Raw genomic sequence first — 22,412 nt, 5'->3', positions numbered from 1 at the left:
CCCCGGAATTCGTACGCGCCATCTCCGCGCAATCCTGGAGCGCCCGTGGACGCCAAGAACCGGTTCGAGACGAAAACCACCTTCGCCCTCTCCCGACTCGAATGGCTGGCCTTTCTGGCAGTCTCGCTCGTACTCGCCTTCCAGCACCGCACGGACATCAGATGGGCTGTTTTCGTGCTGCTGTTCGCGGTGATCGACGTCATCGGCTACCTGCCCGGCGCGATCGCCTACCGGCGCAGCCCCGACCAGCGCGTCGCGCGCGGCTACTACGTCGCCTACAACACGATGCACAGCCTGGTCACGGCCGGTGTCATCGCCGGTGCCTGGGCGCTGTTCGTGCGGCCCGAGTGGGCCCTGCTGGCCCTGCCGATCCACCTCATGGGCGACCGCGCCCTCTTCGGGAACTCCCTGAAAACCTTCGGCGTCTCCTTCGAACCGGCCGCCGACCCGGAATTCGCGGAATTCGAGAAACGGCGCCGCCCGGTGTTCCCCGGCCATTCGTCCGAGTCCGCCTCCGACCCGTCCGAGGAGGGCACGCATGCCGTCCGTGCTTGACACCCTCGCCGCGCACAGCGACAACCCGAGTTCCTTCCTGGCTCTCAACAGCGGAAACGAGTACTTCCGCGACGACCGGTTCGACGGCGCCTGCGCCTACCGGAAGTCGGGCCGGTACGTCCTGCAGTTCGGCGGGCCCTTCACGGCGCCCGAGCACCGGGCCCGGCTGCTGGAGGCGTTCGTGGCGCACGCCGGGCGGCGGCTGGTCGCCATCCAGTTGCAGCGGGCGGACGCCGAGCTGTACGCGGCGGGCGGCTTCACGGTCAACCAGATCGGCGCCTCCTACGCCGTCGACCTGTCCCGCTTCACCCTGCGCGGCTCCCGTTTCGTCCGGCTGCGGAACAAGATCTCCCGGGCCCGGCGGGCCGGTCTGGAGGTCGTCGAGGTCAAGGCCGGCGACGACCGCGTCGAAGCCGAGCTGGACCGCATCGACGGGATCTGGCTGCGGCAGAAGGGCCGGCACGTCAAGGAACTGCGGTTCCTCGTCGGCCAGCGCACCGGCGGGCTGCAACGCCACCGGCGGCTCTTCGCCGGCCGGATCGACGGCGAGGTGGTCGGCTACATCAACTACTCCCCGGTCTACGGCAGCCGCCCCGGCTGGCTGCACGACCTCAGCAGACGGCGGCCGGACGCGCCGCCCGGGGTGATGGAGGCCGTCAACGCCACCGTCATGGAACGGCTGGTCGAGGAGGGCGCCGCCTGGCTGCACTTCGGCTTCACCCCGTTCACCGGACTCGACCCGAGTCACGAACTGCCCGCCGCCGGCCCGCTGTTCACCCGCTTCGCGCACTGGCTGGCGCAGCACGGCGAGGTCATCTACCCCGCCGCCTCCCAGCTCGAATACAAGCAGAAGTGGGCTCCGCACGAGGTCCTCCCGGAGTACATCGCCTTCCGCGGCCGGCCCCGCCCCGGTGCGGTCTGGCAACTGCTGCGCGCCACCAACGCCGTCTGAGCCGCATCCACCGATCCGGCCAACGATCCTGAACGATCCTGGAGGACCGCACGTCCATGCGATTCCTAGAGCGCGAACGCACCACCCTCGCCAAACTGCTGCCGGACCTCGACCCGGCGCTGCGCGAGACACCGCTGATGGAGCTGGAGCGGCCGGGCAGCCCGGGCATCGGGCTGTTCCGGGACAGCGGCGGCCCGGGACTGCTGGTCCCCGAGTCCCACCGGGGGCGCGGCGCCACCGCCCTGGACGCGCTGCGCGTCCAGCGGGCCATCGGCAGCCGCTCGCCGTCCCTGGCGGTGGCCACCACCATGCACCACTTCTCCATGGCCACGCTGGTCGGCCTCGGCGGCCTCGGCGACGGCCTGGAGTGGATGCTCATCGAGGGCGTCGCGGCCGACAACCGGATCATGGCCTCCGGGTTCGCCGAGGGCCGGGCCGGCACCGGCATCCTGGACCCGTCGATGACCGCCGAGGTCACCCCGGACGGCATCCGGGTCAACGGCGTCAAACGCCCGTGCAGCCTGGCCCACTCGATGGACATCCTCACCGCCAGCGTGCTGATCCCGCGCGAGGACGGCAAGGGCGACGAACTCGCCATCGCGCTGGTGCCCGCCGAGAGCGCCGGGCTGTCCGTCAGCGGCTTCTGGTCCAGCGCCTTCCTGGCCGGCGCGGAGAGCGAACAGGTCACCCTCACCGACGTGCTGGTCCCGCCGGAGCTCATGCTGCGCACCGCCGCCACGGCCGCGGGGGAGAACCTCGACGAACTCCAGACCGCCGGACTGATCTGGTTCCAGGTACTGATGACCGGCAGCTACCTCGGCGCGGCCAGCGCGCTGGTGGAGCGGGTGCTGCTCAACGACCGCATCCCGGAGCACGAGCGGGTCCGGCTGTTCGTCGAGACGGAGGCGGCGATGGCCACCGCCGAGGGCGTCGCCCGCCGGATCGACTCCGGAGACCTCGGCGAATCGGCGCTCGCCCAGGCGCTGTACACCCGCTACGGCGTGCAGGACGCCCTCGGCCGGATCGTGCCGCGCGCGGTCGAACTGCTCGGCGGCCTCAACTTCATGACCTCCGACGAGGTGGGCCACCTGGCGGCCAGCGCCAACGGCCTGGCCCTGCACCCGCCGGCCCGCACCCGGATGACCGGCCCGTTCTCGGCGTACCTCGCGGACCGGCCGCTGACCATCGCCTGACCGGCCGCGGCCCGGCCCGTCGCGAGCGCCCGACCGACCCGACCTTGGAGCCCGACCATGCCGCGAGACCTCTCGCGTCCCACTCCCTCGCTCAGCGCCCTGCCCAGCCCGCGCGGCACCCGCCCCACCCTGCTGCTCACCGGCGGCTCCGGCGTGCTCGGACGAGCGCTGATCGACGAACTCGCGCCCGACTACGACCTGCTCTGCCTGCGCCGCAACCGCTCGCTCGGCGACCCGCGGATCCGGCAGATCGAGGGCGACCTGCGCGCCCCGCGCCTCGGCCTCAGCCCCCGCGCCTGGTACGAACTCGCCCTCCGGGTCGACGTGGTGATCCACTCGGGCGCCGCCACCAACTGGCACCTGCCGCCCGAGGAGATCGTCCGCACCAACACCCTCGGCACCGACAGCATGCTGGACCTCGCCGCCCGCGCCGACGCCCCGTTCTACCTGGTGAGCACCGCGTTCGTGGCGAACACGCCGTCCGAGGAGGACCGGCGGCGCTTCCCGGGCGCCGCCGCCTACCTCGACTCCAAGGCCCGCGCCGAGCAGCTGACCCGGGACTCCGGCGTGCCCGGCGCCATCGTCCGCCCCTCCGTCGTCATGGGCGACTCGGTCACCGGCCGGATCGCCGACGAGCAGGGCCTGACCAAGACGATCGGCGCGATGGTGCTCGGCCAGGTCCCGGTACTGCCCGGCGCCCCCGAGGCACGGATCGACATGGTGCCGCAGGACTACGTCTCACGCGCCATCGGCGCCCTGGTGCGCGGCGGCGTCGGCAGCGGCGAGTACTGGCTCACGGCCGGCAAGGAAGCGGTCGAACTGCGGGAGATCGCCGACACCTGCGCCGAGTTCGCCGTCCGCCTCGGCCTGCCCCGGCCGCCGCGCCCCCGGCTGATCCCGGTCGAGACGGTGCACCGGCTGCTGCTGCCGATGCTGGCGGGCACCGCGCTGTCCGGCTCGGTCCGCCAGCGCTTCCGGTACTACGCCGAGATGCTGCTGGTCTTCCAGCGCGAACTGCCCTTCGACAGCTCCCTCGGCGAGCCGGACTGCGGCAGCCGCCCGACCCACGCCGACATCCGCGCGGCCCTGGTCCGCAACCTGGAGCGCTGGTCCGACGACCGGTCCGCCCGCTCCACCGCGCGCCGCCGGCCCACCGCGCAGACCCCCACGGAGGTGGCCTCATGACCGTATCGCCCCCTGCTCCCGTCCTCCCGGCCGACACCGACGAGGACGTCGTCGACCTCTACCTCAAGCACATCGGCTCCGGCCGCGCCGTCATGGGCCGGGTGATGGGCGGCATGGCCGAGATCCGCTCCGAGGGCCCCTGGATCCACGCCGACGACGGCCGCCGCTTCCTCAACTTCGGCGGCTACGGCGTCTTCCTGCTCGGCCACCGCCACCCCGCCGTCACCGAGGCCGTCCACCGGCAGATCGACAGCCACCCGCTGTCCAGCCGGGTCTTCCTGGAACCGGTGGCCGCCCGCGCCGCCCGGGCGCTGGCCGCGCACACCCCGCCCGGCCTCGACTACGTCCACTTCGTCAACTCCGGCGCCGAGGCCACCGAGGCCGCCCTCAAACTGGCCCGCGCGAACGGCCGCAACTCCGTGATCACCATGCGCAAGGGCTTCCACGGCAAGACCCTCGGCGCCCTCAGCGTCACCGCCAACGACACCTACCAGACCCCGTTCCAGCCGCTGATCCCCGACGTCACCCAGGTCGCCTACGACGATCCCGCCGACCTCGAACAGGCCCTCGCCGCCCGCCGCGACACCGCCTGCGTGATCCTCGAACCCGTCCAGGGCGAGGGCGGCGTCCGCATCCCGGGCCCCGGCTACCTCACCCGCGTCGCCGACCTGTGCCGGACCTACGGCGCCCTGCTGATCGTCGACGAGATCCAGACCGGCATGGGCCGCCTCGGCACCTGGTGGGGCATCGACGCCGAGGGCGTCCGCCCGGACATCATGCTGGTCGGCAAGGGCCTCAGCGGCGGCGTCGTGCCGGTCGCCGCGATGGTCGCCACCGCCGAGGCGTACGGCCCGTTCAGCCGCGACCCCTACCTGCACACCTCCACCTTCGGCGCCTCGCCGCTGGCCTGCGCGGCCGCGCTCGCCACCGTCGAGACGATGGACCGGGAGGACACCGTGGCCCGGGCCGCCGCGCTCGGCCGGCGCCTGCTGGCCGGCGTCCGCCAGGTGTGCGCGCCCTACCAGGACGCCCTGGTGCGCGAGGTGCGCGGCCGGGGCCTGCTGATCGGCATCGAGTTCGACCGCGAACAGGCGGTCGGCGAACTGCTGCTGGAGCTGATCGGCCGCGGCGTGCTCATCAACCACTCCCTCAACTCCACCCACGTCCTGCGGCTGACCCCGCCCGCCGTGGTGGACGACACCGCGCTCGACCTGTTCCTCACCACCCTCGCCGACGCCCTCGGCAGCACCGCCGCCCGCATGGCCGGCTGACCACCAGCCACGAGAAACACACCGGAGAGGACCCCCTCATGCCCCAAGTACAGCTGCACGCGCTCACCGACGCCGTGGCACCCGCCGAGGCATACCGCCGGATCAGCGACTTCCGCCGCTACCCCGAGTTCACCGACACCGTCCGCGAGGTCCGGGTCGAGGAGCCAATGCCGGACGGCTCCACCGTCTCCGACTGGGCCGTGGTCTTCCGCGGCGGCCTGATGCGCTGGCGCGAACGCGACACCTATCACCCGGACACCCACTCCATCGTCTTCGAGCAGACCAGCGGCGACTTCCAGAGCTTCTCCGGCAGCTGGCGCTGCGAGCCGCACGGCCCCGGCACCCGGGTCGTCTTCACCGCCGAGTTCGACCTGGGCATCCCGAGCCTCGCCGAGATGCTCGACCCGGTCGCCGAAGCCACCCTGCGCCAGCTCATCGGGGAGATCGTCAAGGGCCTGCTGGGAGCGGAGGTGACCGATGAGCGCGCCGCCACAGGCCGTGGCTGACCGCGCCGACCCGCTGCTGCGCACCGAACCGGGCCCGGGCGCCGCCCGCTGCCTGGGGCTGTACGCCAAACTGGCCGCGGGCGTGACCGTGGTGACCGCGCGCGGCGAGGCCGGCCCGCTCGGCATGACCGTCTCCGCCGTCACCTCGCTCTCCGCCCGCCCCCCGATGCTGCTGGCCTGTCTGCGCGACGGCTCCCGCACGCTGGCCGCGGTCCGCTCCCGGCGCGCCTTCGCCGTGCACCTGCTGCGCGAGGAACAGCAGGAGCTGGCCGCCCGGTTCGCCTCCCCCAGCACCACCGCCGCCGAACGGTTCGCGGGCACCGACACCCGCCAGGTGCTCGGCGTGCCGGTGCTGGCCGGCGCGCTCGCCTGGTCGGTCTGCCTGACCGAGGACGTGCGCCGTTACGGCGACCACCACCTGGTCGTCGGCCGGGTCGCGGCCGTGCACGTGGGCGGCGGCCGGCCGCTGCTGTGGCACGACCGGCGCTTCGGGGCGCTGACCGAACCGGCTCCGGACGGCACCGCGTGAACGAGCCCCGCTCCGCCCCCTCGGCGAGTCGGCTCCGGACCACCGGCCCGCCGTCCGGCACCCCCTGCTGGGACCTGGCCGAACTGCCCGCGCAGCCCCAGCTGCACGGCGTGGTCACCGCGGACGTGGCCGTGGTCGGAGCCGGCCTGGCGGGCCTGGCCTGCGCCTACCACCTGGCCGAACGCGCCCCCGGCCTGGACATCGCGGTGGTCGACGCGCGCGGCCCGGCCGCCGGGGCCAGCGGCCGGGGCACCGGCCTGCTCGGCCCCCGCGCCGGGCCGGCCGTCGACCGCGCGGTGCGCCGGTTCGGCCCCGACACCGCGCGCCGGATGCACCAGGCCAGCGTCCGCGCCGTACAGGACGTCCTCGACCTGTGCGGCCGGCTCGACGTGCCCTGCGGACTGCGGCCCGGCGAGCAGATCGTGGCCGCCCGCTCCCCGGCCGGCCTGGTGGCGCTCGCCCGCCAGGCCCGCGCCTGCCGGGCGCTCGGCCTGGACGTACCGGTGCTGTCCGCGGCCGGCCTGCGCGACCGGGTCGGCGTCCCCTACACCGCCGGCCTCCTGCACCGCCCCGCCGCCACCCTCGACCCGGCCGCGCTGACCTGCGCCCTGGCCCGCGCCTGCGCCGCCAAGGGCGTCCGGTTCTACGGCGACAGCCCGCTGCTCGCCGTCCACCCCGGCGAACTGGTCGGCCCCGAGCTGGTCTTCCCGCAGGGCCGCCTCTACGCCGGTCAGGCGGTCCTCGCGGTCAACTCCGCCGCCCAGTCGGTGGGCCTGCCGGTCGGCACCGTCCTGCCGCTGGAGGTGTACGCGGTGGCCACCGCGCCGCTGAGCGCCCCGGCGTACGAGGCACTGGGCGGGCGCGCGGGGTACGCCGTGATCGACGCGGTGCCCATGGCGCCGTACTTCCGGCTGCTGCCCGACCGGGGCGTGGTGGCCGGCGGCGGCACCGTGACCGTCCCGGCCGGGCTCGGCGAACCCCGGCTGCGGGCCCGCGGGGAGCGCGCCTGGGCCTGGCTGGAGGGGTGGCTGCGCTCCCTCCACCCCGAGCTGGCCCAGGTCCGCGTCACCCACCGCTGGTCCGGCCGGATCGGCATGACCGGCGACGACCTGCCGGTGGTCGGGCCGGTCGACGGCTTCCCCGACGTCTGGTACATCGGCGGCTGCTGCGGCCACGGCCTCGCCCTGTCCGTCGCGCACGGCGCGCACGTGGCCGGCGCCCTGCTCGGCGACCCGGACCCCGGCGACCCGTTGCCCTGGCACCGCTCCCGCGCCCCCCGCCTGCCGGTGCGCGGCCCGGCCCGGAGCCTGCTGCGCACCTACGTGGACACGCAGGGGCTCGTCACGCGCCGCGCGTGCTGACGCCACCGCGCACGGCAGGCTGATCCCCGTATGTCATGGTTCTCCGTCCCCAGAGGAAGGTTCCCGATGCGACCGCTGCGTTCCGGCCGAGGCACCGACGGCCCCCTGCCCCCGACCCTGCCGCTGGGGACCGTGGACCTCGCCTACCGCCTGGCCGCGCGCGGCCGGCCGCTGCCGCTGCCGCTGGTGTTCGCGTTCGACGGCCCCGCGCCGCCCCTGGACTCGGTGCGCGCCAGGATCGCCGAACGCGCCCCGCGCATCCCGGCGCTCAACTACCGCCCCGCGCCGGGCGCCAAGACGTTCCGGCGGGTCGCCGGCCTCGCCGTCGAGCGGCACGTGCGGGAACTGCGGCTGCCGGAGGACACCGACGGCACGGCGGCCGGGCGGCTGCTGCTGTCCCGCCCGATGACCACCGGCGACGGCCCGCTGTGGGACGTATGGCTGGTGCACGGCGCGGCGGGCGGCCATCTGCTGTGCTACCGCACCGACCACACCGTCCAGGACGGCATGGGCGCCGTCTACGCGGCCCGCGCCCTGCTCGACGACCGCCCCGACGCACAGCCCGCCGGGCAGCCGCACGCCCGCCCGGCGCCGAGCGGCCTGGCCGGTGTGCTCGGCGACATCGCGGCCGGTTTCCGCGCCCCCACCCCGAAGCCGGGCTTCGACGGACCGGTCGGCGGCCGCACCGGCGTCTGCCACGTCACCGTCCCGGTGGCCCGGCTGCGCGGCCTCGGCCGGGAGCACGGCGCCGGCGTCAACGACGTGTACCTCGCGGCCCTCTCGCATGCCGTGCGCACCTGGCACCTGAAGGCCACCGGCACGGTCCACCCGCCGCTGCCGGTGGCGGTGCCGATGTCGGTGCGGGCACCGGGGGAGGAGCACGCCCCCGGCAACCGGATGGTCACCGCCCGGGTAGTGCTGCCCTGCGACGAGCCGTCGCCGGCCCAAGCGGTCCGGCTGGTGGCGGCGCGACTGCGGCACCTGAAGGAGAGCCGCCGGCGCGACGCCTTCCGGGTACTGATGGCCACCAGCCCGCGAGAGATCGGCGCCCGGATCGGAGTACGCCTGGTCAACGGCTCGGTGGTGGCCGGCCCCGCGAGCAGCGTGGCCCTCGGCGCCCCGCTGCTCCACCAGGGGAGGCCGGCGCGCTGGGCGGCCGCCTACTCCGGGCTGGCCAACGGGGTGCGCTGGCTGGCCACCCTGACCAGCCAGCACGACACCGCCTGCCTGACCGTGGTGCACGACGAGAACCTGCCCACCGCCGACGAACTGCCCGACCTGTGGCTGTCGGCGCTGCTCGAACTGGAGCGGGCGTGACTCACCTCGGCGGGCCGAGCGTCCCGGTGGTCAGGAACACCGTCCGCGCGGCGGCCTCGCCGATCAGCGGCAGGTAGGGCGCCAGCCGCTGCACCGCGTACGGCAGCGTGAACAGGTCGGCGACCGCCGCGTGCCAGCCGTGCTCCGCCCACCAGCGTTCCGGCTCGGCGAGCTGCCACGGCCAGGAGAGCCCGGTGGTGGACAGCGCCTGGAGGAACGGGGTCACGAACGATGAGGAGGTGGCCTCGGCGTTCACGCACTCCGCGCCGAAGGTGCTGCCCGGCGCGGAGAGCTCCGTCATGGTGGTGACGACGGACTCCGCCTCGCGCGGCGGCAGGTGGTACAGGAGCGTCTCCGCCAGCCAGGCGGTGGGCTGCCCGGGATCGAAGCCGACCGCGCACAGCTCCCCGGTCCAGGCGCCGGTGGGGTCCACACCGACGGTGCTGCGCCGGCCGCAGGTCGGCGCGGCCCAGTCGAGCACGTGTTCCTTGAAGGCCAGCAGCGCCGGGTCCTCCACCTCGAAGACGTGCACCCCGCGCGGCCAGTCCAGACGGAACGCCCGGGTGTCCAGACCGGCGCCCAGCAGCACCACCTGGCGGCAGCCCGAGCCGGCCGCGGTCAGCAGGTGCTCGTCGAAGAACCGGCTGCGCACCACCGCCCAGTCGGGCAGCAGCCGCTGCAGCGGGCCGTCGCCCGGCGGTCCGCCCGGCGGGAAGCCGGCCGCGTGCAGGAAGTCACCGGCCCACGGATCAAGGACGTACGGCGCCTCGCGGCGGTGCTCCGCGGCGTGCGCCGCCGCCGTCCAGACGGCGACCTTGGAGAGCCCGTCGGGCAGCGGCACACCTCTGGAAGGCGTGGGCCCTGCGGTGTCCGTCATGGGTACCTCCGAATCGCTGGGTGTACGTGTGCTGTTCAGCGGGAGCGGCTGCGGCCGAGCAGATAGGCCATCGCGCCCAGCGCCAGCAGCCCGCCGGAGGGGCGGACGGAGCGCTGGCCGCCCTGGGCGGCGGTGGTGCGCGGTTCGTGCACGTTGAGCGCGAACTGGCGGTTGGCGACGTCGGTCAGCACCCCGCGCACCTGCTCGGGGCTGGTGACGGCGGTGAGCAGCAGCTCCATCGAGTTGCGGGCGAACTGGTGCCGGCCGAGGAACTCCCGGCCCACCGCCAGCAGGATCCGCGGCACCTCCCCCTGGAACACCTCGGGCAGGGTGATCTCCGGCGCCAGGTGCCGGACCGAACCGTCCAGGTTGGCGAAGGACTTGCCGAGCAGCGAGACGGCCGGCGGCGAACCGATGCCGCGCCGGGTCGCCTTGGCCAGCACGGTGGTCAGCGCCGTCCCGAAGTTCATGTCCTCCAGGGACAGATGGGAGACCTTCGGCACGAAGGCGGCCATGTCGGCGGCGAACGCCGGCATGTTGGCCCAGGACGTGACCCGGCCCATCTCCGCCCAGTGCTGGGCCAGCCCGGCGCCGTCGTTCTGGGCGATGGTCATGAACAGCGGCAGCAGTTGCAGGCTGGTACGGCGGTCGAGGCGGCCGACCATGCCCCAGTCGATCAGCGTCGCGGGCGCCCCGGGCGCGGCGAAGACGTTGCCCGCGTGCGGATCGGCGTGGAAGAAGCGGTGCACGAAGTACCCGTGGTACATGAACCGCAGCAGGTCCTTGCCGAGTTCGACGCGCTCGCCGTCGGTGAAGTGCGCCGGGTCGAGGTGGCGCACCGAGACGCCCGCGGCCAGCGACTGGACCAGCACCCGGGGCGTGGCGTGCAGCACCCGGGGCACCTCCAGGGTGCGGAACGCCCGGACGTGTTCCCGGGCCTCGTCCATGTTGCGGGCCTCGCCGGTGAAGTCCAGCTCCGGTTCCATCGCGTCGAACACCGAGCCGAGCATCGCCTCGACGTCGATGACCTCGTTGAAGCGGGGCGCGACCCGGGCGACGATCTTGGCCGCCTTGCGCATCAGCGCCATGTCGGCGAGGACGCCCTCGCGGATGCCGGGCCGCTGGATCTTGACCACGGCCGGCCGGCCGCCGGGCAGGGTCACCCGGTAGACCTGGGCCAGGGAGGCGGCACCGAGCGGTTTGACGGTCTCGATGTCGTCGAAGCGCAGCTTCCAGTCCGCCCCCAGGTCGCGCGCGAGGACCGGCTCGAACTCGGAGAACGGCTGTACGTCGACCTGGTCGTGCAGGTTCTGCAACTCGTCCCGGATCGACTGCGGGACCATGTCGGGCCGGGTGGAGAGCATCTGGCCGAGCTTCACGTAGAAGGGGCCGAGGTTCTCCAAGGCCTGGCGCACCGCCTTGGCACGCCGCTGTTCGCCCGCGGCGACGTCCGCCGAGACCCCGTGCGGGGATTCGGCGGACGCCGCCGGGGGCTGGGTGTCCCGCTTGCGGCGTCTGAGGCGGGTGGCCTGGCCGACCTCGTCGGCGACGAGGCTTCCCAGGACCTTGACCACGAGACGCAGCCGGTCGCCGACGGCAGACGGCATGGTGAGCGTTCCTCCTCGATCGGCACGGCGGGATCGGTACGGCGGAGGCCGCGACCGTCGGCCGGAGGGTTCCGGCACGACCGGCGGAGCGGGACGGCGGGGCGCCGGTCAGACCCGGGGCACGAGGGTGCCCAGGCCCTGGAAGCCGGGCACGCCGGAGCCGGCACTCCCGGTGGCGCCCTTGGCGGCGTCACCCGCCGCCTTCGCGGCGCCGGTCGCCGCGGAGGCCGCCTGGCCGGCCGTCGAGGCCAGCTGACTGGCGGGGTTGTTCTGGAGCACCTGCACCAACTGCGTGATCATCTGGCCGAGCTGGTTGATCTGGTTCGGCAGCGCGGCCATGGACGACATCACGTCACCGGCGCCCGACGCGGCGTTCCCGACCCCGCCGGCCAGCTGGTTCAGGCCCTGGAGGGTGGCCAGCGGGTTGCCGCCGCCCGCCGCTGCCAGCGCGGCGAGCGGGTTGCCGGCGGCCCCGGCACCAGCCAGTCCGGCCAGCGGGTTGCCGCCCGCCCCGGCACCGGCCAGTCCGGCCAGCGGGTTGCCCGGCCCGGCCAGGGCGGCCAGCGCGTTCTGGGGCAGTCCGGCCAGATTCTGGACCGGGTTCGCGGCCCGGGCCCGGGCCCGCCTGCCCCAGTCGTCCCAGTCGTCGTCCCGGTCGTCGCGGTCGTCGCGGTCGAGGAGGTCGTCGAACGCTTCCTTCCCGCTGTCGGCCATATCGCCGATCAAGTCCTTGATGATGTCCTGGATGCTCTTGGACATGAGAGGAGCTTCCTTTCCTTTTCTGCGGTGTACGCAGACGGGATGGCAGACCCACGGCCGCGAAGGTTTTCCGGGACGTGGGACAGTTATCGTGCGCAGCCCTCCAGGGCCCTGGCACACGCCGTTTTCAGACGTGCCCGACCTCGGGTGAAGGCGGCTTCCGCCGCTTTCACGGAGATGTTGTGAATTCGGGCGAACTCCGCCGTGGAGATTCCCGCGGCCCGGGCGAGTATGACCTCCTGCTCCCGGCCGCGCAATTTGTCCACCTGGCTCAGCAGCCATCTGCCGAAATCCTCGTCGCACACGTCTTCCTCGGTGGTGCCGGGGAAGTCCAACAGCGCCGCACGCTGCAACAGTCTGCTGCGGCGCTCTATGTCACGGTAGAAGTCGATGCAGAGCCGAAGCGCCACGGAGGTCAGGAAAGGACCCAGTCGATTTCTGTCCAGTGTGGCGTGCGAGGCCGCTCGGGCCATGGTTTCCTGAACACAGTCTTCGGCGTCCTGAAAACTTGGCAGTCGTCGTCGAACCAACCGCATGAGGCGGTCCTGGTGCTGAAAAATGTCTTCCCAGGAGCATGCAGCGGGCGATTGGCAGGTGGAATGTAGCGCCATTGTGGATTGCAGCCCGTTGTCTCTCGGTTTCAGGCAGGGGAATCGGTGGCCGGATTTCTTTCCGGCGGCCACAGGCTTTTCCTACCCGACCCCTTGGAGCCGCAAACCGGAATGTGCAGGTCCGGTGTTCCGGTCGTCCGCAGAAATGATTTTCCTGGGTCAGTCCCGGGCCGGCTCCGCCCCCGGGGACCGGTCGGCCGCCGGGCGCGGGGACCGGTCGGCCGCCGTGCGCGGCGCGGGCCGCCGGGTCCAGTCCCGGTTCCAGTTGATCCACATGTCGCGCAGTGTCTGGTGCACCTGGGTGGCGCCCGAGCGCAGCTCGGTGGCGTACGTCTGGACGGCCTCCTTGCCGACCAGCCGCGCGCCCCCGGTGAAGTACGCGCCCCGCACGTGCCGCGGCGAGCGGAACTTGCCCCACAGCAGGATCTTCGTCAGCGGCCAGAGGGTGAACGACCCGGCCGGGCAGCGGTTCTCGGGGTCGAGCGTGCCCCACACCTGCGGGCTCAGCTCGCTCTCGCGCAGCAGCTCGTAGATCCGCTCGATGGTCCGCTCCTTGGTCTGCGCACCGTCCCGGTAGGCCAGCACGGCGTCCCGGGACTGGTTGAACAGCCGCTCCACCCAGGGGTTGTCGGCGCCCTGGAGCCCCCGGTAGGGCGGCTGTTCCAGCGCGTCGAAGCAGGCGGTGTCGTGGGTCTTCTCGAAGGTGACGGCGGCCTGGTTCAGCGCGTTGGTGCCGTAGAGGGTGTTGATGACCCACACCCGGGTCCAGGCGTTCCACAGGTCGAAGTCGTCGAAGGCGATGTAGCTGCACGAGACCAGGTCGTCGAAGTACCGGAACATGCGCTTGGTCCAGTGCTCCAGGTACTGGAAGCGGGCGGTGTCGAAGTCGTCCCGGCGCACCGCGTCGATGAGCCGGTGGCCGAGCGCGTTCAGCGACATCACCGTGACCGACAGACCGCTGGAGAACAGCGGGTCGATGAAGTCACTGGCGTGCGGCAGCAGGCACCAGCGGTCGCCGACCACCTGCTGGGACGAGAACTGCGTCCGGTCGGTCGACACGTACGGCCGCACCGACCGGGCCCGCTCGAACTGCCGGGCCACGCTGGGGAACCGGCCCACGTGCTGCCAGAACTCCTCCTCCGCCGACCTGTCCTCGGGGCGCGGGTACAGGTCGAGGTCGAGGTTGACACCGACACTGCACAGCCCGCTCGTTCCGGCGGAGTGGTTGTCGAACGGAATGACCCAGAACCAGCCGCCCTTGAACACGTGGTGCAGCGTGCCCTGGCTGAACGGGCTGGGCATCTTGTGCTGTTCGCGCGGCGGCGCCACGGTGTCGAACGGCCGCACGTCCACCATGTGCGTGAAGATCGTGCGCGACCGGGTCCGGTACGGCGGGTCCTGCCGCAGCCCGAGCCGCTCGGGCAGCATCGCCCGCATCCCGCCGGCGTCCACCACGTAGGAGGCGCGGAAACTGCCCTTGTCCCGGGTGACCAAAGTGGCGTGGTCCTCCTCGAACTTGACGTCCTCGACCATCGTGTGGGTGTACGCGGTGACGCCGTAGGAGACGGCGACCTGGAACATGTAGGCGTCCACGTCCTGGCGGAAGTAGTGCGAGTCGGGACCGAGCGGCGGGCCCCAGGTGGGGTTCTGGGTGCACTCCTCGGCCCGGGTGGACTCGCCCTCCCGGTGGTAGACGAAGCTGAAGTTGCGCTTGACCCCGCAGTTCGAGGAGACGTGCCGGCGCAGTGTTCCGTAGGTGGCCAGGTGCTCGAGCTCGGGGACGTCGTAGCGGCGGGCCAGCACCCGCAGGCCGAACGTGGTCTCGGGGACGGTCGACTCCCCGATGGCGAACCGCGGATGCCCGCTGCCCTCCAGCAGCAGCGTGCGGACGCCGTGCCGGGCGAGGATCGCCCCGAGCATCGTCCCGCCGATGCCGCCGCCGACGATGGCGACATCGAATTCCCGCTGGTCCTCTTGCATGTCTACGGTCCTTTCGCGACGGGTGGAGCGAGTCGCCGGCCCAGTGGTCACCGCGGGGCGGCGGGCCGGGCCGGCAGCACCCGGCGCGGCCCGCAGGCCGCCACCCGGGCGCAGAAGGAGAGGGCGAACCAGGGAGTCGGGGCCAGTTCGGCCAGCAGCCGCCGCTCACCGGGCACCAGGCGGCCACCGCGACCGGTGACGTCCAGCCAGGCCCCGAAGTGCAGCAGCCGCGCCTCCGGCCCCGCGTCCGGCGCGGGGAACGGCCGCATGTGCTCACGCACCGCCCGGACCAGCGTCCGGCGACGGTCGCCGGCCACCCGATGCCCGGCCAGGAACCGGCCGAGCAACTCGGCGGAACGCGCGGTGAATCCGCCCCGGCCCAGCGGGGCGCGGCCCACCAGCCCGGTGTCGTGGAACGCGGCGGCGGCCAGCAGCCCGGCCCGGTCGTAAGCGGTCCCGGCGGCCCGGGCCCGCGCGTCGGCCAGCAGGAACACCCGCAGGGAGTGCAGTGCCACCCGGGCCGGCAGCAGCCGGGACATCTCCCGCAGCGCCGCGTCCGCCACCGGATCGCCGCGCAGCCCGGTCAGCGGCGGCCGGGCGAGCAGCGCGTGCCACGCGCCGGGCAGTGCGGCCATGACCAACCCCCTTCACCGGCGGCCCGCTGGTGCCTTCCTCACCTGTCTTTACGCTCGGTTCCGCCCGCTCCCGCGTTCTTCCGGCCTTTGGCCGGTCTTCGCCCCCGGGACTCGAACGGGGATCCGTACCGCCCCGACTTCCCGACCCGGCAGACGAGTCGGGGCACGGCCGGGCCGCCGTCCGCCACTCCCGCGCGACGACGTGATCCGGCCATCCGCCGGCCGGGCCGTGCGCTCGGCGACGGCGCGCGCGGTGCTGCGCGCGCTCGGGGAGTGCGTCCGTGTTCCCCTTTCGGGGAATGGCCGCCGTCCCTTCGCGACCGGCATGCTCCTCCGCGTGATCGCCGTGCTCAACGTCCATGAACGCGCACTGCCCGCCGCGCCGGAGACCGTGGGCGCCCTGCTCGACGGCCTCGGCTCCCCGGACGACCGCCTCTGGCCGCCCAACTGGCCGCCCATCCGCTTCGAGGGGCCGTTGGCCGTCGGCACCCACGGCCGGCACGGAGTCGTGCGCTACACCGTGAGCCACCACGTGCCCGGCCGCTGGGTGCGGTTCCGGTTCACCGGCCCCCGGGGCTTCGCGGGCTTCCACGAATTCGCTGTCGAGCGCGTCGACGACCGGTGGACCATGCTCACTCACACACTGGTGGTCCGTCCCCGCGCCCCGCTGTGGCCGCTCTGGGCGCTGTTCTTCCGGCCGCTGCACGACGCGGTGTTCCGGGGTGTCCTGGACCGCGCCGAACGCGAGCTGACCGGCACGGTGGCCCGCCCGGCCCGGTGGAACCCGTACGTCGGACTGCTCCGCGCCGCGACCGCCCGGCTGGCGCCGCGGCTGGCCGAGGAAGCGCGTCCGGTGTCCCGTACGAACGCGAAGGTCTGATCCCTACGTGCCCGATGGGATGAATTCTTTCCCTCGCACGAGGGATCGTGGGGGACATTCCGGAACGGGAGACTGAAAGCTGAACAATTCGCCGGTTCGGGCCGGCCGGAATCCTCGTTGAAACGGAGCAGCACCGTGGGCTTTTCGATCCCCCGTCCGTCCGGACTGAACACCGACGACATCACCAAGGACATCACCGAGCTGCCCCACCGGGTGACCGCCCTCAAGGAGGTGGCCGGCGCCACGGTCATCGCCGCTGTCGACGTCGAGGCGGACGAGGACGACTGGGACCTGCCGCTTACCGAGGAGCACCCCCGCCCGGTGGTGCTCGTGCACGGCACCTTCGGCAACCGCGGCTACACGTGGTCCACCGCGGCGCCGGTGCTGCGCGAGCGCGGCTACCGGATCTTCCGCCCCGACTACGGCAAGTACCTGAATCCGGTGATCTTCGGCCTCGGCGACATCAGGAAGTCGGCGGAGCAGCTGCGGGACTTCGTCGACGAGGTGCTGCGCCGCACCCGGGCCGACCAGGTCGACATCGTCGGCTTCTCGCAGGGCGGCATGATGCCGCGCTACTACCTGAACAAGCTGGGCGGCGGGGCGAAGGTGCACAACTTCGTCGGCATCAGTCCGAGCAATCACGGCATCACCGCCCAGGGTCTGATGAACCTCGCGCGGCAGATCCCCGGCGCGGTCCAACTGGTCGAACAGGGCGTGGTCGCGATGACCGTGCCGGCCTGGCCGCAGCTCCAGCACGACCACGAGTTCCAGCGTGAACTCGCGGAGCTGGGCGAGACCACCGACGGCGTCCGGCACACCGTCATCGCCACCTCCTACGACGACGTGGTCACCCCGTACACCTCCTGCGCCCTGGCGGAGACCGAGGGCCACTACGTCCGCAACATCGTCCTCCAGGACATCGCCCCGAACGACCACACGCCGCACGTGAGCATGCCCTACAACGCGACCGTGCTGAGCGAGGTGCTCGCGGCCCTGGCGGACTGAGACCGGCTGCCGTCGAGGAGGACGCGGGCCACCAGCGCGGGGTCGTCGTTCATCGGCACATGACCGCAGCCGGGCAGCCGTATCAGCCGGGCCCGCGGGATCACCGTCTTGGCGCGGACGCCCTGCCGGGGCACGAGCAGCCGGTCCCGGGTGCCCCACGCGACGGTGACGGGTATGCGGTCGATGTCGTCGGTGAAGCGGACCTCGCGGCCGGCCCGTAGGGTCGCGGCGAAGCTCTCGGCGTGGGCCAGCGCCAGCGTCTCGGCGACCACCGCGGCGGGCGAACGGCGGCCGGGACGGGCGTATATCGTGCTGGTCAGAGCGGTGCGGCCGGCCGCGGTGCGGGACAGCCGCCGGACCAGCGGGAGCGGCAGACGGCGGGCGGCGGCCCGCATGCCCGCCAGGACGCCGAAGGCGTAGCGCCGTTCGGCCTCGGTCCAGAAGCCCGCCGGGGACAGGGCCGTCACCGACCGTACCCGGTTCTCGCGGCCCAGTTCCAGGGCCAGCAGGCCGCCCAGTGAGTTGCCCGCCACGTGCGGCCGGTCCAGGCCCAGTTCCGCGCAGAACGCGGTGAGCACGGCGGCCGTGGTCGCCAGGTCGTGCGGCAGTCCGGCCGGCAGCGCCGGGGAGGCGCCGAATCCGGGCAGGTCGAGGGCGATGACGTCGCGCTCGGTCGCCAGGATGTGCAGCACCGGGTCCCAGGCCTGCCGGTGGTGGCCGATGCCGTGCAGCAGGAGCAGCGGTTCACCGCTGCCCACGCGGGTGCAGGAGACGGTGACGGGGTGCGGGCCGTGCGGGGTGGGGGCGGTGAAGGAGACGGTCGAGGACATGGGCACTCCTGGTCGTGGCGCGTCCGGGAAACGTGCGTAGACAGAGTGTCAGCAAAAGCTACCGACGGGTAGACCCGGGGCGCGCTTCCGGTATTGGTCTTGACCAAGGGTGAGGGCCGCCCTATGGTCGCAGAGAAGTGCAACAACCTTTAATAAACAAGGGCGTTAAAACGCCGCCGGACCACGGCGAGTGCGGAGGACAGGGTGGGGACCACGCAGCTGGAACCGGTACAGGAACCGAAGTACTGGCACTTGAGGACCGTACTGAGCGAGGCGCTGGACTCGGAGTTCTCCGTCGGCGAGGTCCTCCCCAACGAGCGGGACCTCGCCGCCCGGTTCGGCGTCGCCCGTGCCACCCTCCGCCAGGCCCTGGAGCAGCTCGAACTGGAGGGCCGGCTCCAGCGCCGCCGCGGTGTCGGCACGACCGTGGCGCCGCCGCGGGTGGGCGTGGCCGTCGGCACCCGGGAGCACGTCTGGCCCGGTGTGGCCGACGACGCCTGGCAGCCGGTGGACAGCACCCTGGCGGTGCCGCCGGCGGCCGTCGCCGACGCCCTGGGCACCGACCGCGCCGCGCCCGTGCACACGGTGCGCCGCTCCCGCGTCTCGCACGGCCGGCCGGTCGCGGCGGAACTGCTCCACGTCCCGCCGGCGGCCGTGCCCGGCCTGACCGACGCCCCTTCCGGGGCGGCACGCGCGCGTGCGGTCCTGTGCGAACTGCACCGCCTGGAGCTCGCGCACCAGGAGAGCGCCGTGGAACTGGGTTCCGCCCGGGCCGACGAGGCCAGGGAGCTGGACCGCCTGCCGGGCGCCCCGGTGCTGGTCGTCACCACCCGCTACCTCACCGGGACCGGCACGGCCGCCCTCAGCGTCGCCACCTACCGGGCGGACACCTGCCGCCTGACCTTCGGCGACACGGGCGACGTGGAGATCCATGACGGCGTGGCGGCGACGAGCGCGGTCTGCTGAGCCGGACCGCCGGGCGGGGCGGTGCGCCGTGCCCGGCCGCCCGGCGGAAGGCTGGGGGAAGCCGGGCAGGCCGCGGCCTGCGGGGCACGGGCGCGCGTCCGCCGACGCTGACAGGACTCTCGGCGCTGGCAGGACTGCCGGCACTGACAGTGCTGTCGGCGCTGTCGGCGCTGTCGGCGCTGTCGGTGCTGTCGGCACGGCGACCGGCCGTGCGGGCGGTCAGCGGCGGGCCGTCGTGCCCTCGACCGCGAAGAGCTGTTCCTCCACGTGGTCCAGGGCCAGCCGGAGCGCGCCCGTCGGGACGGCGGCCTCGCCCAGGAGGGACAGGGCGACCCTCGGAGGGCGCAGGCAGTAGCGGGACAGCTCACGGCGCAGCGGTGCCAGGACGCCGTCGAGGCCGGCCGCCCAGCCGCCGATCACCACCAGCTCCGGATCGAGGGCCAGCACCAGCGCCGCCACGTCGTGCACCAGCCGCCGGATGAACCGGTCCATCGCCGCGCGGGCCCGCTCGTCACCGTCCCGGGCCTGGGCGAACACCTTCGCGACCGCCTGCTCGTCGAGCGGGTGCAGGGGCTCGTCGGTGGTGGACAGCAGCGTCTCCGGCGTCACCTCGCGGCCCAGCAGATGCAGCGCCCCGATCTCCCCGGCCGCCCCGCCGTACCCCCGGTGCAGCCGCCCGCCGATCAGCGCGCCCGCCCCCGGACTCAGCCCGGCCAGCACGAACACCACGTCGTCGGAGTCGGTGGCGGCACCCTGCCAGTGCTCGGCGACCGCCGCCGCGTTGGCGTCGTTCTCCACCAGCACCGGGCACTTGAAGGAACGGCTCAGCCGCTCGCCCAGCCGCAGCCCCGTCCAGCCGGGCAGCGCGGTACCGAGCCGCACCGTGCCGTCCGCCTCGACGATCCCCGGTGTCGCCGCCCCCACCGCGCGCAGCGACCCGCGGGCCACTCCGGCCCGGCGCAGCACCTCGGCGACGGCGCCCCGCAGCCGCTCCAGCCGCTCGTCGGCCGGCGCGCTCTCCTCGACCTCCTTGGCCTGTGCGCCGATCACCGTGCCGTCCAGGTCGGCCAGGACCGCGGAGACCCGGTGCGGGCCGATCTCCAGCCCCAGCAGATGCCCTGCCTCCGCCCGGAACCGGAACCGGCGGGCGGGCCGTCCCTGCCGTCGGGCCGAGCCCTCCTCGGCCGCCGTCTCGACGACCAGCCCGGCCTCGATCAGGCCGTCCACCACGCCCTCCACGGTCGGCCGGGACAGCCCGGTCACCCGGGTGATCTCGGTCAGCGTCGCGCAGTCCGTCGCGCGCAGCGCGTGCAGCACCACCGCGGAGTTGATCCTCCGCAGCAGCGAGGGGTCCCCGCCGGTCAGCCGCCCCACCGTCCGTCCTCCCAGCTCGTGCGCGTGTTGGCCGGATCGTACTCGGCACGCCGCACCCCGGCGAGTGCCGCCCGTGCCCGGCCCGGGTACGGCTCAGCCCGGCGTCACGAACCCCGACTCGTACGCCGCGATCACCGCCTGCGTGCGGTCCCGCGCGCCGAGCTTGGCCAGCACGGCGCTCACGTGCGACTTCACCGTCTCCGTCCCGACCACCAGCCGGGCGGCGATCTCCGCGTTCGACAGCCCGCGCGCCATCAGCCGCAGCACCTCGCCCTCCCGCTCGGTCAGCCGGGCACGCTCCAGTGCCGCGCGGGCCGCGCGGTTCCCGCCGTCGTCGCCGTACCGGGCCGCCAACTGCCGCACCGACGCCGGGAAGAGCAGCGACTCGCCCGCCGCGACCAGCCGCACCGCGTGCACGATCTCCGCCGGCCGGGCCCGCTTCAGCAGAAACCCGTCGGCCCCGGCGCGCAGCGCCTCGTACACGTACTCGTCGTTCTCGAAGGTGGTCACCACCAGGATCTTCGGCGGGTCGGCGACCGTCCGCAGCACGGCGCGGGTGGCCTCGATGCCGTCCAGCAGCGGCATCCGGACGTCCATGGCGACCACGTCCGGCCGCAGCCCGCGCACCAGCGGGATCACCGCCGCCCCGTCGGCCGCCTCCCCGACCACCTCGATGTCGGGCTGCGCCTCCAGCACCGCCCGCAGACCCGCGCGCACCAGAGGTTCGTCGTCGACGAGGAGAACGGTGACCGGCATCCGGCCAGCGTAGATCAGCCCACCGGCAGCACCACCTGGACCTGCCAGTCACCGGCGTCGGGGCCGGTACGGGCCTGTCCGCCGAGGAGGGCGGCCCGCTCCCGTATGCCGCGCAGTCCGCTGCCGCGGCCCGGGCCGGGCGCGGCGGCCGTGAGCGGGTTGCGTATCTCCAGGCCGAGGCTGCCGTCCGCGACCCGGATCCGGACCCGGACGGGCACCGCCCCCGCGTGCCGCAGCACGTTGGTCAGCGCCTCCTGGAGGATCCGGTACCCCTCCCTGGACACCGGCCCCGGCACGGTCCCCAGCGGCCCGGTCACCTCCGTGTCGAGCTTCGCCCCGGAGGACCGCGCGGACTCCAGCAGCCGGTCGGCGTCCGCCAGCGTCGGCCGGGCGCTCACCGGCCGCCGCGCCTCCCGCAACACACCCAGTACCCGTTCCAGGTCCTCCAGGGCGGCCCGGCCGGTGTCCTCGATGGCCGACAGCGCCCGGTCGGTGAAGTCCGGGTCTCCGGCCGCCCGGGCCGCGCCGGCCTGGACCACGGCGACGGTCAGCGCGTGCCCGATGGAGTCGTGCAGCTCGCGGGCTATCCGGGTGCGTTCCAGCAGCTGTTCGGTGCGCTCCTCCAGCGCGGCGAGCCGCTCGGCGGGGGAGGGGCCGAGCAGCTTCGGCGCGAGCCGGGTGATCAGTACGCCCGAACCCACGACGACGGCGGCCAGCAGGACCAGCGGCAGCGGTGCCAGCAGCGCGTACCACCAGTGCTGCCCGGGGACGGGGACGAGGGCACCGTCGCCCAGCGGCACCCCTCGGGCGCCGGCCACCAGGTTGTCGGTGGTGATCGGCAGCTGGATCGTGACCACCGCGACCAGGCATCCCAGGAGCAGCCGGGCCTGCAGCCACACCACCGTCCGCGCGCGGTCGGCCCAGGTGACGGACGGTGCGAGGACGATCTCGTGGCCGTCGCCGGCCTGCTGCTGACCGGTCAGCAGCAGCCGCGCCTGGAACCCCTCGACCACCCGCATCGCCGGCACCAGGCCGGCCGGCGCCAGCAGCACGGGCGAGAGGTACATCCAGACGTCGTCGACGTACATCAGCACAGCCGGCAGCACCGCGGCGACGAAGAGATGCAGCCACCGCGTGTACGTCACCGCCCGGGTGAACGGGCGCAGCATGCGGACCATTTCGCCATCGTGCCAGCCGCCACTGACAACGGGCCTCCCCCGGGCGGGGGAGCCGCTCGCCACTCACGGGGGAGGCCGGGCCTGG

The 22,412-nt window shown here is 73.6% G+C and carries 22 protein-coding genes; 12 read left to right on the top strand and 10 right to left on the bottom strand.

What is annotated here, in order from left to right; genetic code table 11:
• Nucleotides 1-45: 45 nt before the first annotated feature.
• The 9 genes from AB0G32_RS24730 to AB0G32_RS24690 all read left to right on the top strand — a co-directional run bounded on the left by AB0G32_RS24730 (nucleotide 46) and on the right by AB0G32_RS24690 (nucleotide 8,869).
• A complete protein-coding gene (locus tag AB0G32_RS24730) occupies nucleotides 46-555 on the top strand; it encodes a hypothetical protein (protein ID WP_361167181.1) in 510 nt (169 codons plus the stop codon).
• Entirely contained in the window at nucleotides 539-1,507 is a 969-nt protein-coding gene (locus AB0G32_RS24725) for a DUF2156 domain-containing protein (RefSeq protein WP_361167178.1), read from the top strand. The genes AB0G32_RS24730 and AB0G32_RS24725 overlap by 17 nt, the downstream gene beginning before the upstream one ends.
• 56 nt (nucleotides 1,508-1,563) lie before the next feature.
• Nucleotides 1,564-2,700 carry an acyl-CoA dehydrogenase family protein gene (locus AB0G32_RS24720; protein WP_361167175.1) on the top strand — a complete coding sequence of 379 codons (1,137 nt, stop codon included), beginning with the start codon at nucleotides 1,564-1,566 and terminating at the stop codon, nucleotides 2,698-2,700.
• 57 nt (nucleotides 2,701-2,757) lie between these two features.
• A complete protein-coding gene (locus AB0G32_RS24715) occupies nucleotides 2,758-3,885 on the top strand; it encodes an SDR family oxidoreductase (protein WP_361167172.1) in 1,128 nt (375 codons plus the stop codon).
• Entirely contained in the window at nucleotides 3,882-5,156 is a 1,275-nt protein-coding gene (locus tag AB0G32_RS24710; RefSeq protein WP_361167169.1) for an aminotransferase class III-fold pyridoxal phosphate-dependent enzyme, read from the top strand. Before AB0G32_RS24715 ends, AB0G32_RS24710 begins: the two co-directional genes overlap by 4 nt.
• 38 nt (nucleotides 5,157-5,194) lie before the next feature.
• Nucleotides 5,195-5,662: an aromatase/cyclase gene (locus AB0G32_RS24705; protein ID WP_361167166.1), complete on the top strand. Its 468-nt coding sequence runs from the start codon at nucleotides 5,195-5,197 to the stop codon at nucleotides 5,660-5,662.
• Nucleotides 5,634-6,191: a flavin reductase family protein gene (locus tag AB0G32_RS24700; RefSeq protein WP_361167163.1), complete on the top strand. Its 558-nt coding sequence runs from the start codon at nucleotides 5,634-5,636 to the stop codon at nucleotides 6,189-6,191. The genes AB0G32_RS24705 and AB0G32_RS24700 overlap by 29 nt, the downstream gene beginning before the upstream one ends.
• Nucleotides 6,188-7,552: an FAD-binding oxidoreductase gene (locus AB0G32_RS24695; RefSeq protein WP_361167160.1), complete on the top strand. Its 1,365-nt coding sequence runs from the start codon at nucleotides 6,188-6,190 to the stop codon at nucleotides 7,550-7,552. The genes AB0G32_RS24700 and AB0G32_RS24695 overlap by 4 nt, the downstream gene beginning before the upstream one ends.
• Before the next feature lie 66 nt (nucleotides 7,553-7,618).
• The gene (locus tag AB0G32_RS24690; protein ID WP_361167157.1) at nucleotides 7,619-8,869 is read left to right on the top strand and encodes a wax ester/triacylglycerol synthase domain-containing protein; all 1,251 of its coding nucleotides are present in this window, start codon (nucleotides 7,619-7,621) and stop codon (nucleotides 8,867-8,869) included.
• Nucleotide 8,870: 1 nt separating this feature from the next.
• Here AB0G32_RS24690 and AB0G32_RS24685 read toward each other — a convergent pair whose 3' ends face one another.
• The 6 genes from AB0G32_RS24685 to AB0G32_RS24660 form a co-directional block, all read right to left on the bottom strand.
• Nucleotides 8,871-9,746, bottom strand: coding sequence for an SAM-dependent methyltransferase (locus tag AB0G32_RS24685; protein ID WP_361167154.1), 876 nt, complete (start codon nucleotides 9,744-9,746; stop codon nucleotides 8,871-8,873).
• A gap of 35 nt (nucleotides 9,747-9,781) precedes the next feature.
• On the bottom strand, nucleotides 9,782-11,353 hold the full coding sequence (locus AB0G32_RS24680) for an AarF/UbiB family protein (RefSeq protein WP_361167151.1): 1,572 nt from the start codon (nucleotides 11,351-11,353) through the stop codon (nucleotides 9,782-9,784).
• Between the two features lie 108 nt (nucleotides 11,354-11,461).
• Nucleotides 11,462-12,112: a hypothetical protein gene (locus tag AB0G32_RS24675; RefSeq protein WP_361167148.1), complete on the bottom strand. Its 651-nt coding sequence runs from the start codon at nucleotides 12,110-12,112 to the stop codon at nucleotides 11,462-11,464.
• A gap of 86 nt (nucleotides 12,113-12,198) precedes the next feature.
• Complete coding sequence (locus AB0G32_RS24670) at nucleotides 12,199-12,795, bottom strand: sigma-70 family RNA polymerase sigma factor (protein WP_361167145.1); 597 nt, start codon at nucleotides 12,793-12,795, stop codon at nucleotides 12,199-12,201.
• 87 nt (nucleotides 12,796-12,882) lie between these two features.
• Nucleotides 12,883-14,703 carry a tryptophan 7-halogenase gene (locus AB0G32_RS24665; RefSeq protein ID WP_361167142.1) on the bottom strand — a complete coding sequence of 607 codons (1,821 nt, stop codon included), beginning with the start codon at nucleotides 14,701-14,703 and terminating at the stop codon, nucleotides 12,883-12,885.
• A gap of 47 nt (nucleotides 14,704-14,750) precedes the next feature.
• Complete coding sequence (locus AB0G32_RS24660) at nucleotides 14,751-15,338, bottom strand: hypothetical protein (protein ID WP_361167139.1); 588 nt, start codon at nucleotides 15,336-15,338, stop codon at nucleotides 14,751-14,753.
• A gap of 337 nt (nucleotides 15,339-15,675) precedes the next feature.
• Here AB0G32_RS24660 and AB0G32_RS24655 point away from each other — a divergent pair, with 337 nt between their 5' ends.
• Both AB0G32_RS24655 and AB0G32_RS24650 read left to right on the top strand, forming a co-directional pair.
• Nucleotides 15,676-16,218 (top strand): SRPBCC family protein, encoded by a 543-nt coding sequence (locus AB0G32_RS24655; RefSeq protein WP_361167136.1) that lies wholly within the window; start codon nucleotides 15,676-15,678, stop codon nucleotides 16,216-16,218.
• 135 nt (nucleotides 16,219-16,353) lie between these two features.
• Nucleotides 16,354-17,223, top strand: coding sequence for an alpha/beta fold hydrolase (locus AB0G32_RS24650; protein ID WP_361167133.1), 870 nt, complete (start codon nucleotides 16,354-16,356; stop codon nucleotides 17,221-17,223).
• Here AB0G32_RS24650 and AB0G32_RS24645 read toward each other — a convergent pair.
• A complete protein-coding gene (locus AB0G32_RS24645; RefSeq protein ID WP_361167130.1) occupies nucleotides 17,175-18,053 on the bottom strand; it encodes an alpha/beta fold hydrolase in 879 nt (292 codons plus the stop codon). The genes AB0G32_RS24650 and AB0G32_RS24645 overlap by 49 nt on opposite strands.
• Before the next feature lie 204 nt (nucleotides 18,054-18,257).
• Here AB0G32_RS24645 and AB0G32_RS24640 point away from each other — a divergent pair, with 204 nt between their 5' ends.
• Nucleotides 18,258-19,019, top strand: a complete 762-nt coding sequence (locus AB0G32_RS24640) for a GntR family transcriptional regulator (RefSeq protein ID WP_361167127.1) — start codon at nucleotides 18,258-18,260, stop codon at nucleotides 19,017-19,019.
• Between the two features lie 219 nt (nucleotides 19,020-19,238).
• Here the strand turns inward: AB0G32_RS24640 and AB0G32_RS24635 are convergent, their stop codons facing one another.
• From AB0G32_RS24635 to AB0G32_RS24625, 3 genes are all read right to left on the bottom strand, one after another.
• A complete protein-coding gene (locus AB0G32_RS24635) occupies nucleotides 19,239-20,393 on the bottom strand; it encodes an ROK family transcriptional regulator (RefSeq protein ID WP_361167124.1) in 1,155 nt (384 codons plus the stop codon).
• A gap of 93 nt (nucleotides 20,394-20,486) precedes the next feature.
• Nucleotides 20,487-21,149 (bottom strand): response regulator transcription factor, encoded by a 663-nt coding sequence (locus AB0G32_RS24630; RefSeq protein ID WP_361167121.1) that lies wholly within the window; start codon nucleotides 21,147-21,149, stop codon nucleotides 20,487-20,489.
• 14 nt (nucleotides 21,150-21,163) lie between these two features.
• On the bottom strand, nucleotides 21,164-22,327 hold the full coding sequence (locus AB0G32_RS24625) for a histidine kinase (RefSeq protein ID WP_361167118.1): 1,164 nt from the start codon (nucleotides 22,325-22,327) through the stop codon (nucleotides 21,164-21,166).
• Nucleotides 22,328-22,412 lie beyond the last annotated feature (85 nt).

Origin of the sequence: Streptomyces sp. NPDC023723 (genome assembly GCF_040639815.1) — a bacterium.
In the GTDB taxonomy this organism is placed as follows: Bacteria; Actinomycetota; Actinomycetes; order Streptomycetales; family Streptomycetaceae; genus Streptomyces.
Note: the sequence above shows the minus strand (reverse complement) of the source record. Positions and strands in the feature narration are given on the sequence as shown.

Bases quoted from the DNA above. Each gene is read 5' to 3' on its own strand.
- AB0G32_RS24725 (WP_361167178.1), top strand. From the start codon at position 539: ATGCCGTCCGTGCTTGACACCCTCGCCGCGCACAGCGACAACCCGAGT.
- AB0G32_RS24720 (WP_361167175.1), top strand. From the start codon at position 1,564: ATGCGATTCCTAGAGCGCGAACGCACCACCCTCGCCAAACTGCTGCCG.
- AB0G32_RS24715 (WP_361167172.1), top strand. From the start codon at position 2,758: ATGCCGCGAGACCTCTCGCGTCCCACTCCCTCGCTCAGCGCCCTGCCC.
- AB0G32_RS24710 (WP_361167169.1), top strand. From the start codon at position 3,882: ATGACCGTATCGCCCCCTGCTCCCGTCCTCCCGGCCGACACCGACGAG.
- AB0G32_RS24705 (WP_361167166.1), top strand. From the start codon at position 5,195: ATGCCCCAAGTACAGCTGCACGCGCTCACCGACGCCGTGGCACCCGCC.
- AB0G32_RS24700 (WP_361167163.1), top strand. From the start codon at position 5,634: ATGAGCGCGCCGCCACAGGCCGTGGCTGACCGCGCCGACCCGCTGCTG.
- AB0G32_RS24690 (WP_361167157.1), top strand. From the start codon at position 7,619: ATGCGACCGCTGCGTTCCGGCCGAGGCACCGACGGCCCCCTGCCCCCG.
- AB0G32_RS24685 (WP_361167154.1), bottom strand. From the start codon at position 9,746: ATGACGGACACCGCAGGGCCCACGCCTTCCAGAGGTGTGCCGCTGCCC.
- AB0G32_RS24680 (WP_361167151.1), bottom strand. From the start codon at position 11,353: ATGCCGTCTGCCGTCGGCGACCGGCTGCGTCTCGTGGTCAAGGTCCTG.
- AB0G32_RS24675 (WP_361167148.1), bottom strand. From the start codon at position 12,112: ATGTCCAAGAGCATCCAGGACATCATCAAGGACTTGATCGGCGATATG.
- AB0G32_RS24665 (WP_361167142.1), bottom strand. From the start codon at position 14,703: ATGCAAGAGGACCAGCGGGAATTCGATGTCGCCATCGTCGGCGGCGGC.
- AB0G32_RS24660 (WP_361167139.1), bottom strand. From the start codon at position 15,338: ATGGCCGCACTGCCCGGCGCGTGGCACGCGCTGCTCGCCCGGCCGCCG.
- AB0G32_RS24645 (WP_361167130.1), bottom strand. From the start codon at position 18,053: ATGTCCTCGACCGTCTCCTTCACCGCCCCCACCCCGCACGGCCCGCAC.
- AB0G32_RS24630 (WP_361167121.1), bottom strand. From the start codon at position 21,149: ATGCCGGTCACCGTTCTCCTCGTCGACGACGAACCTCTGGTGCGCGCG.
- AB0G32_RS24625 (WP_361167118.1), bottom strand. From the start codon at position 22,327: ATGGTCCGCATGCTGCGCCCGTTCACCCGGGCGGTGACGTACACGCGG.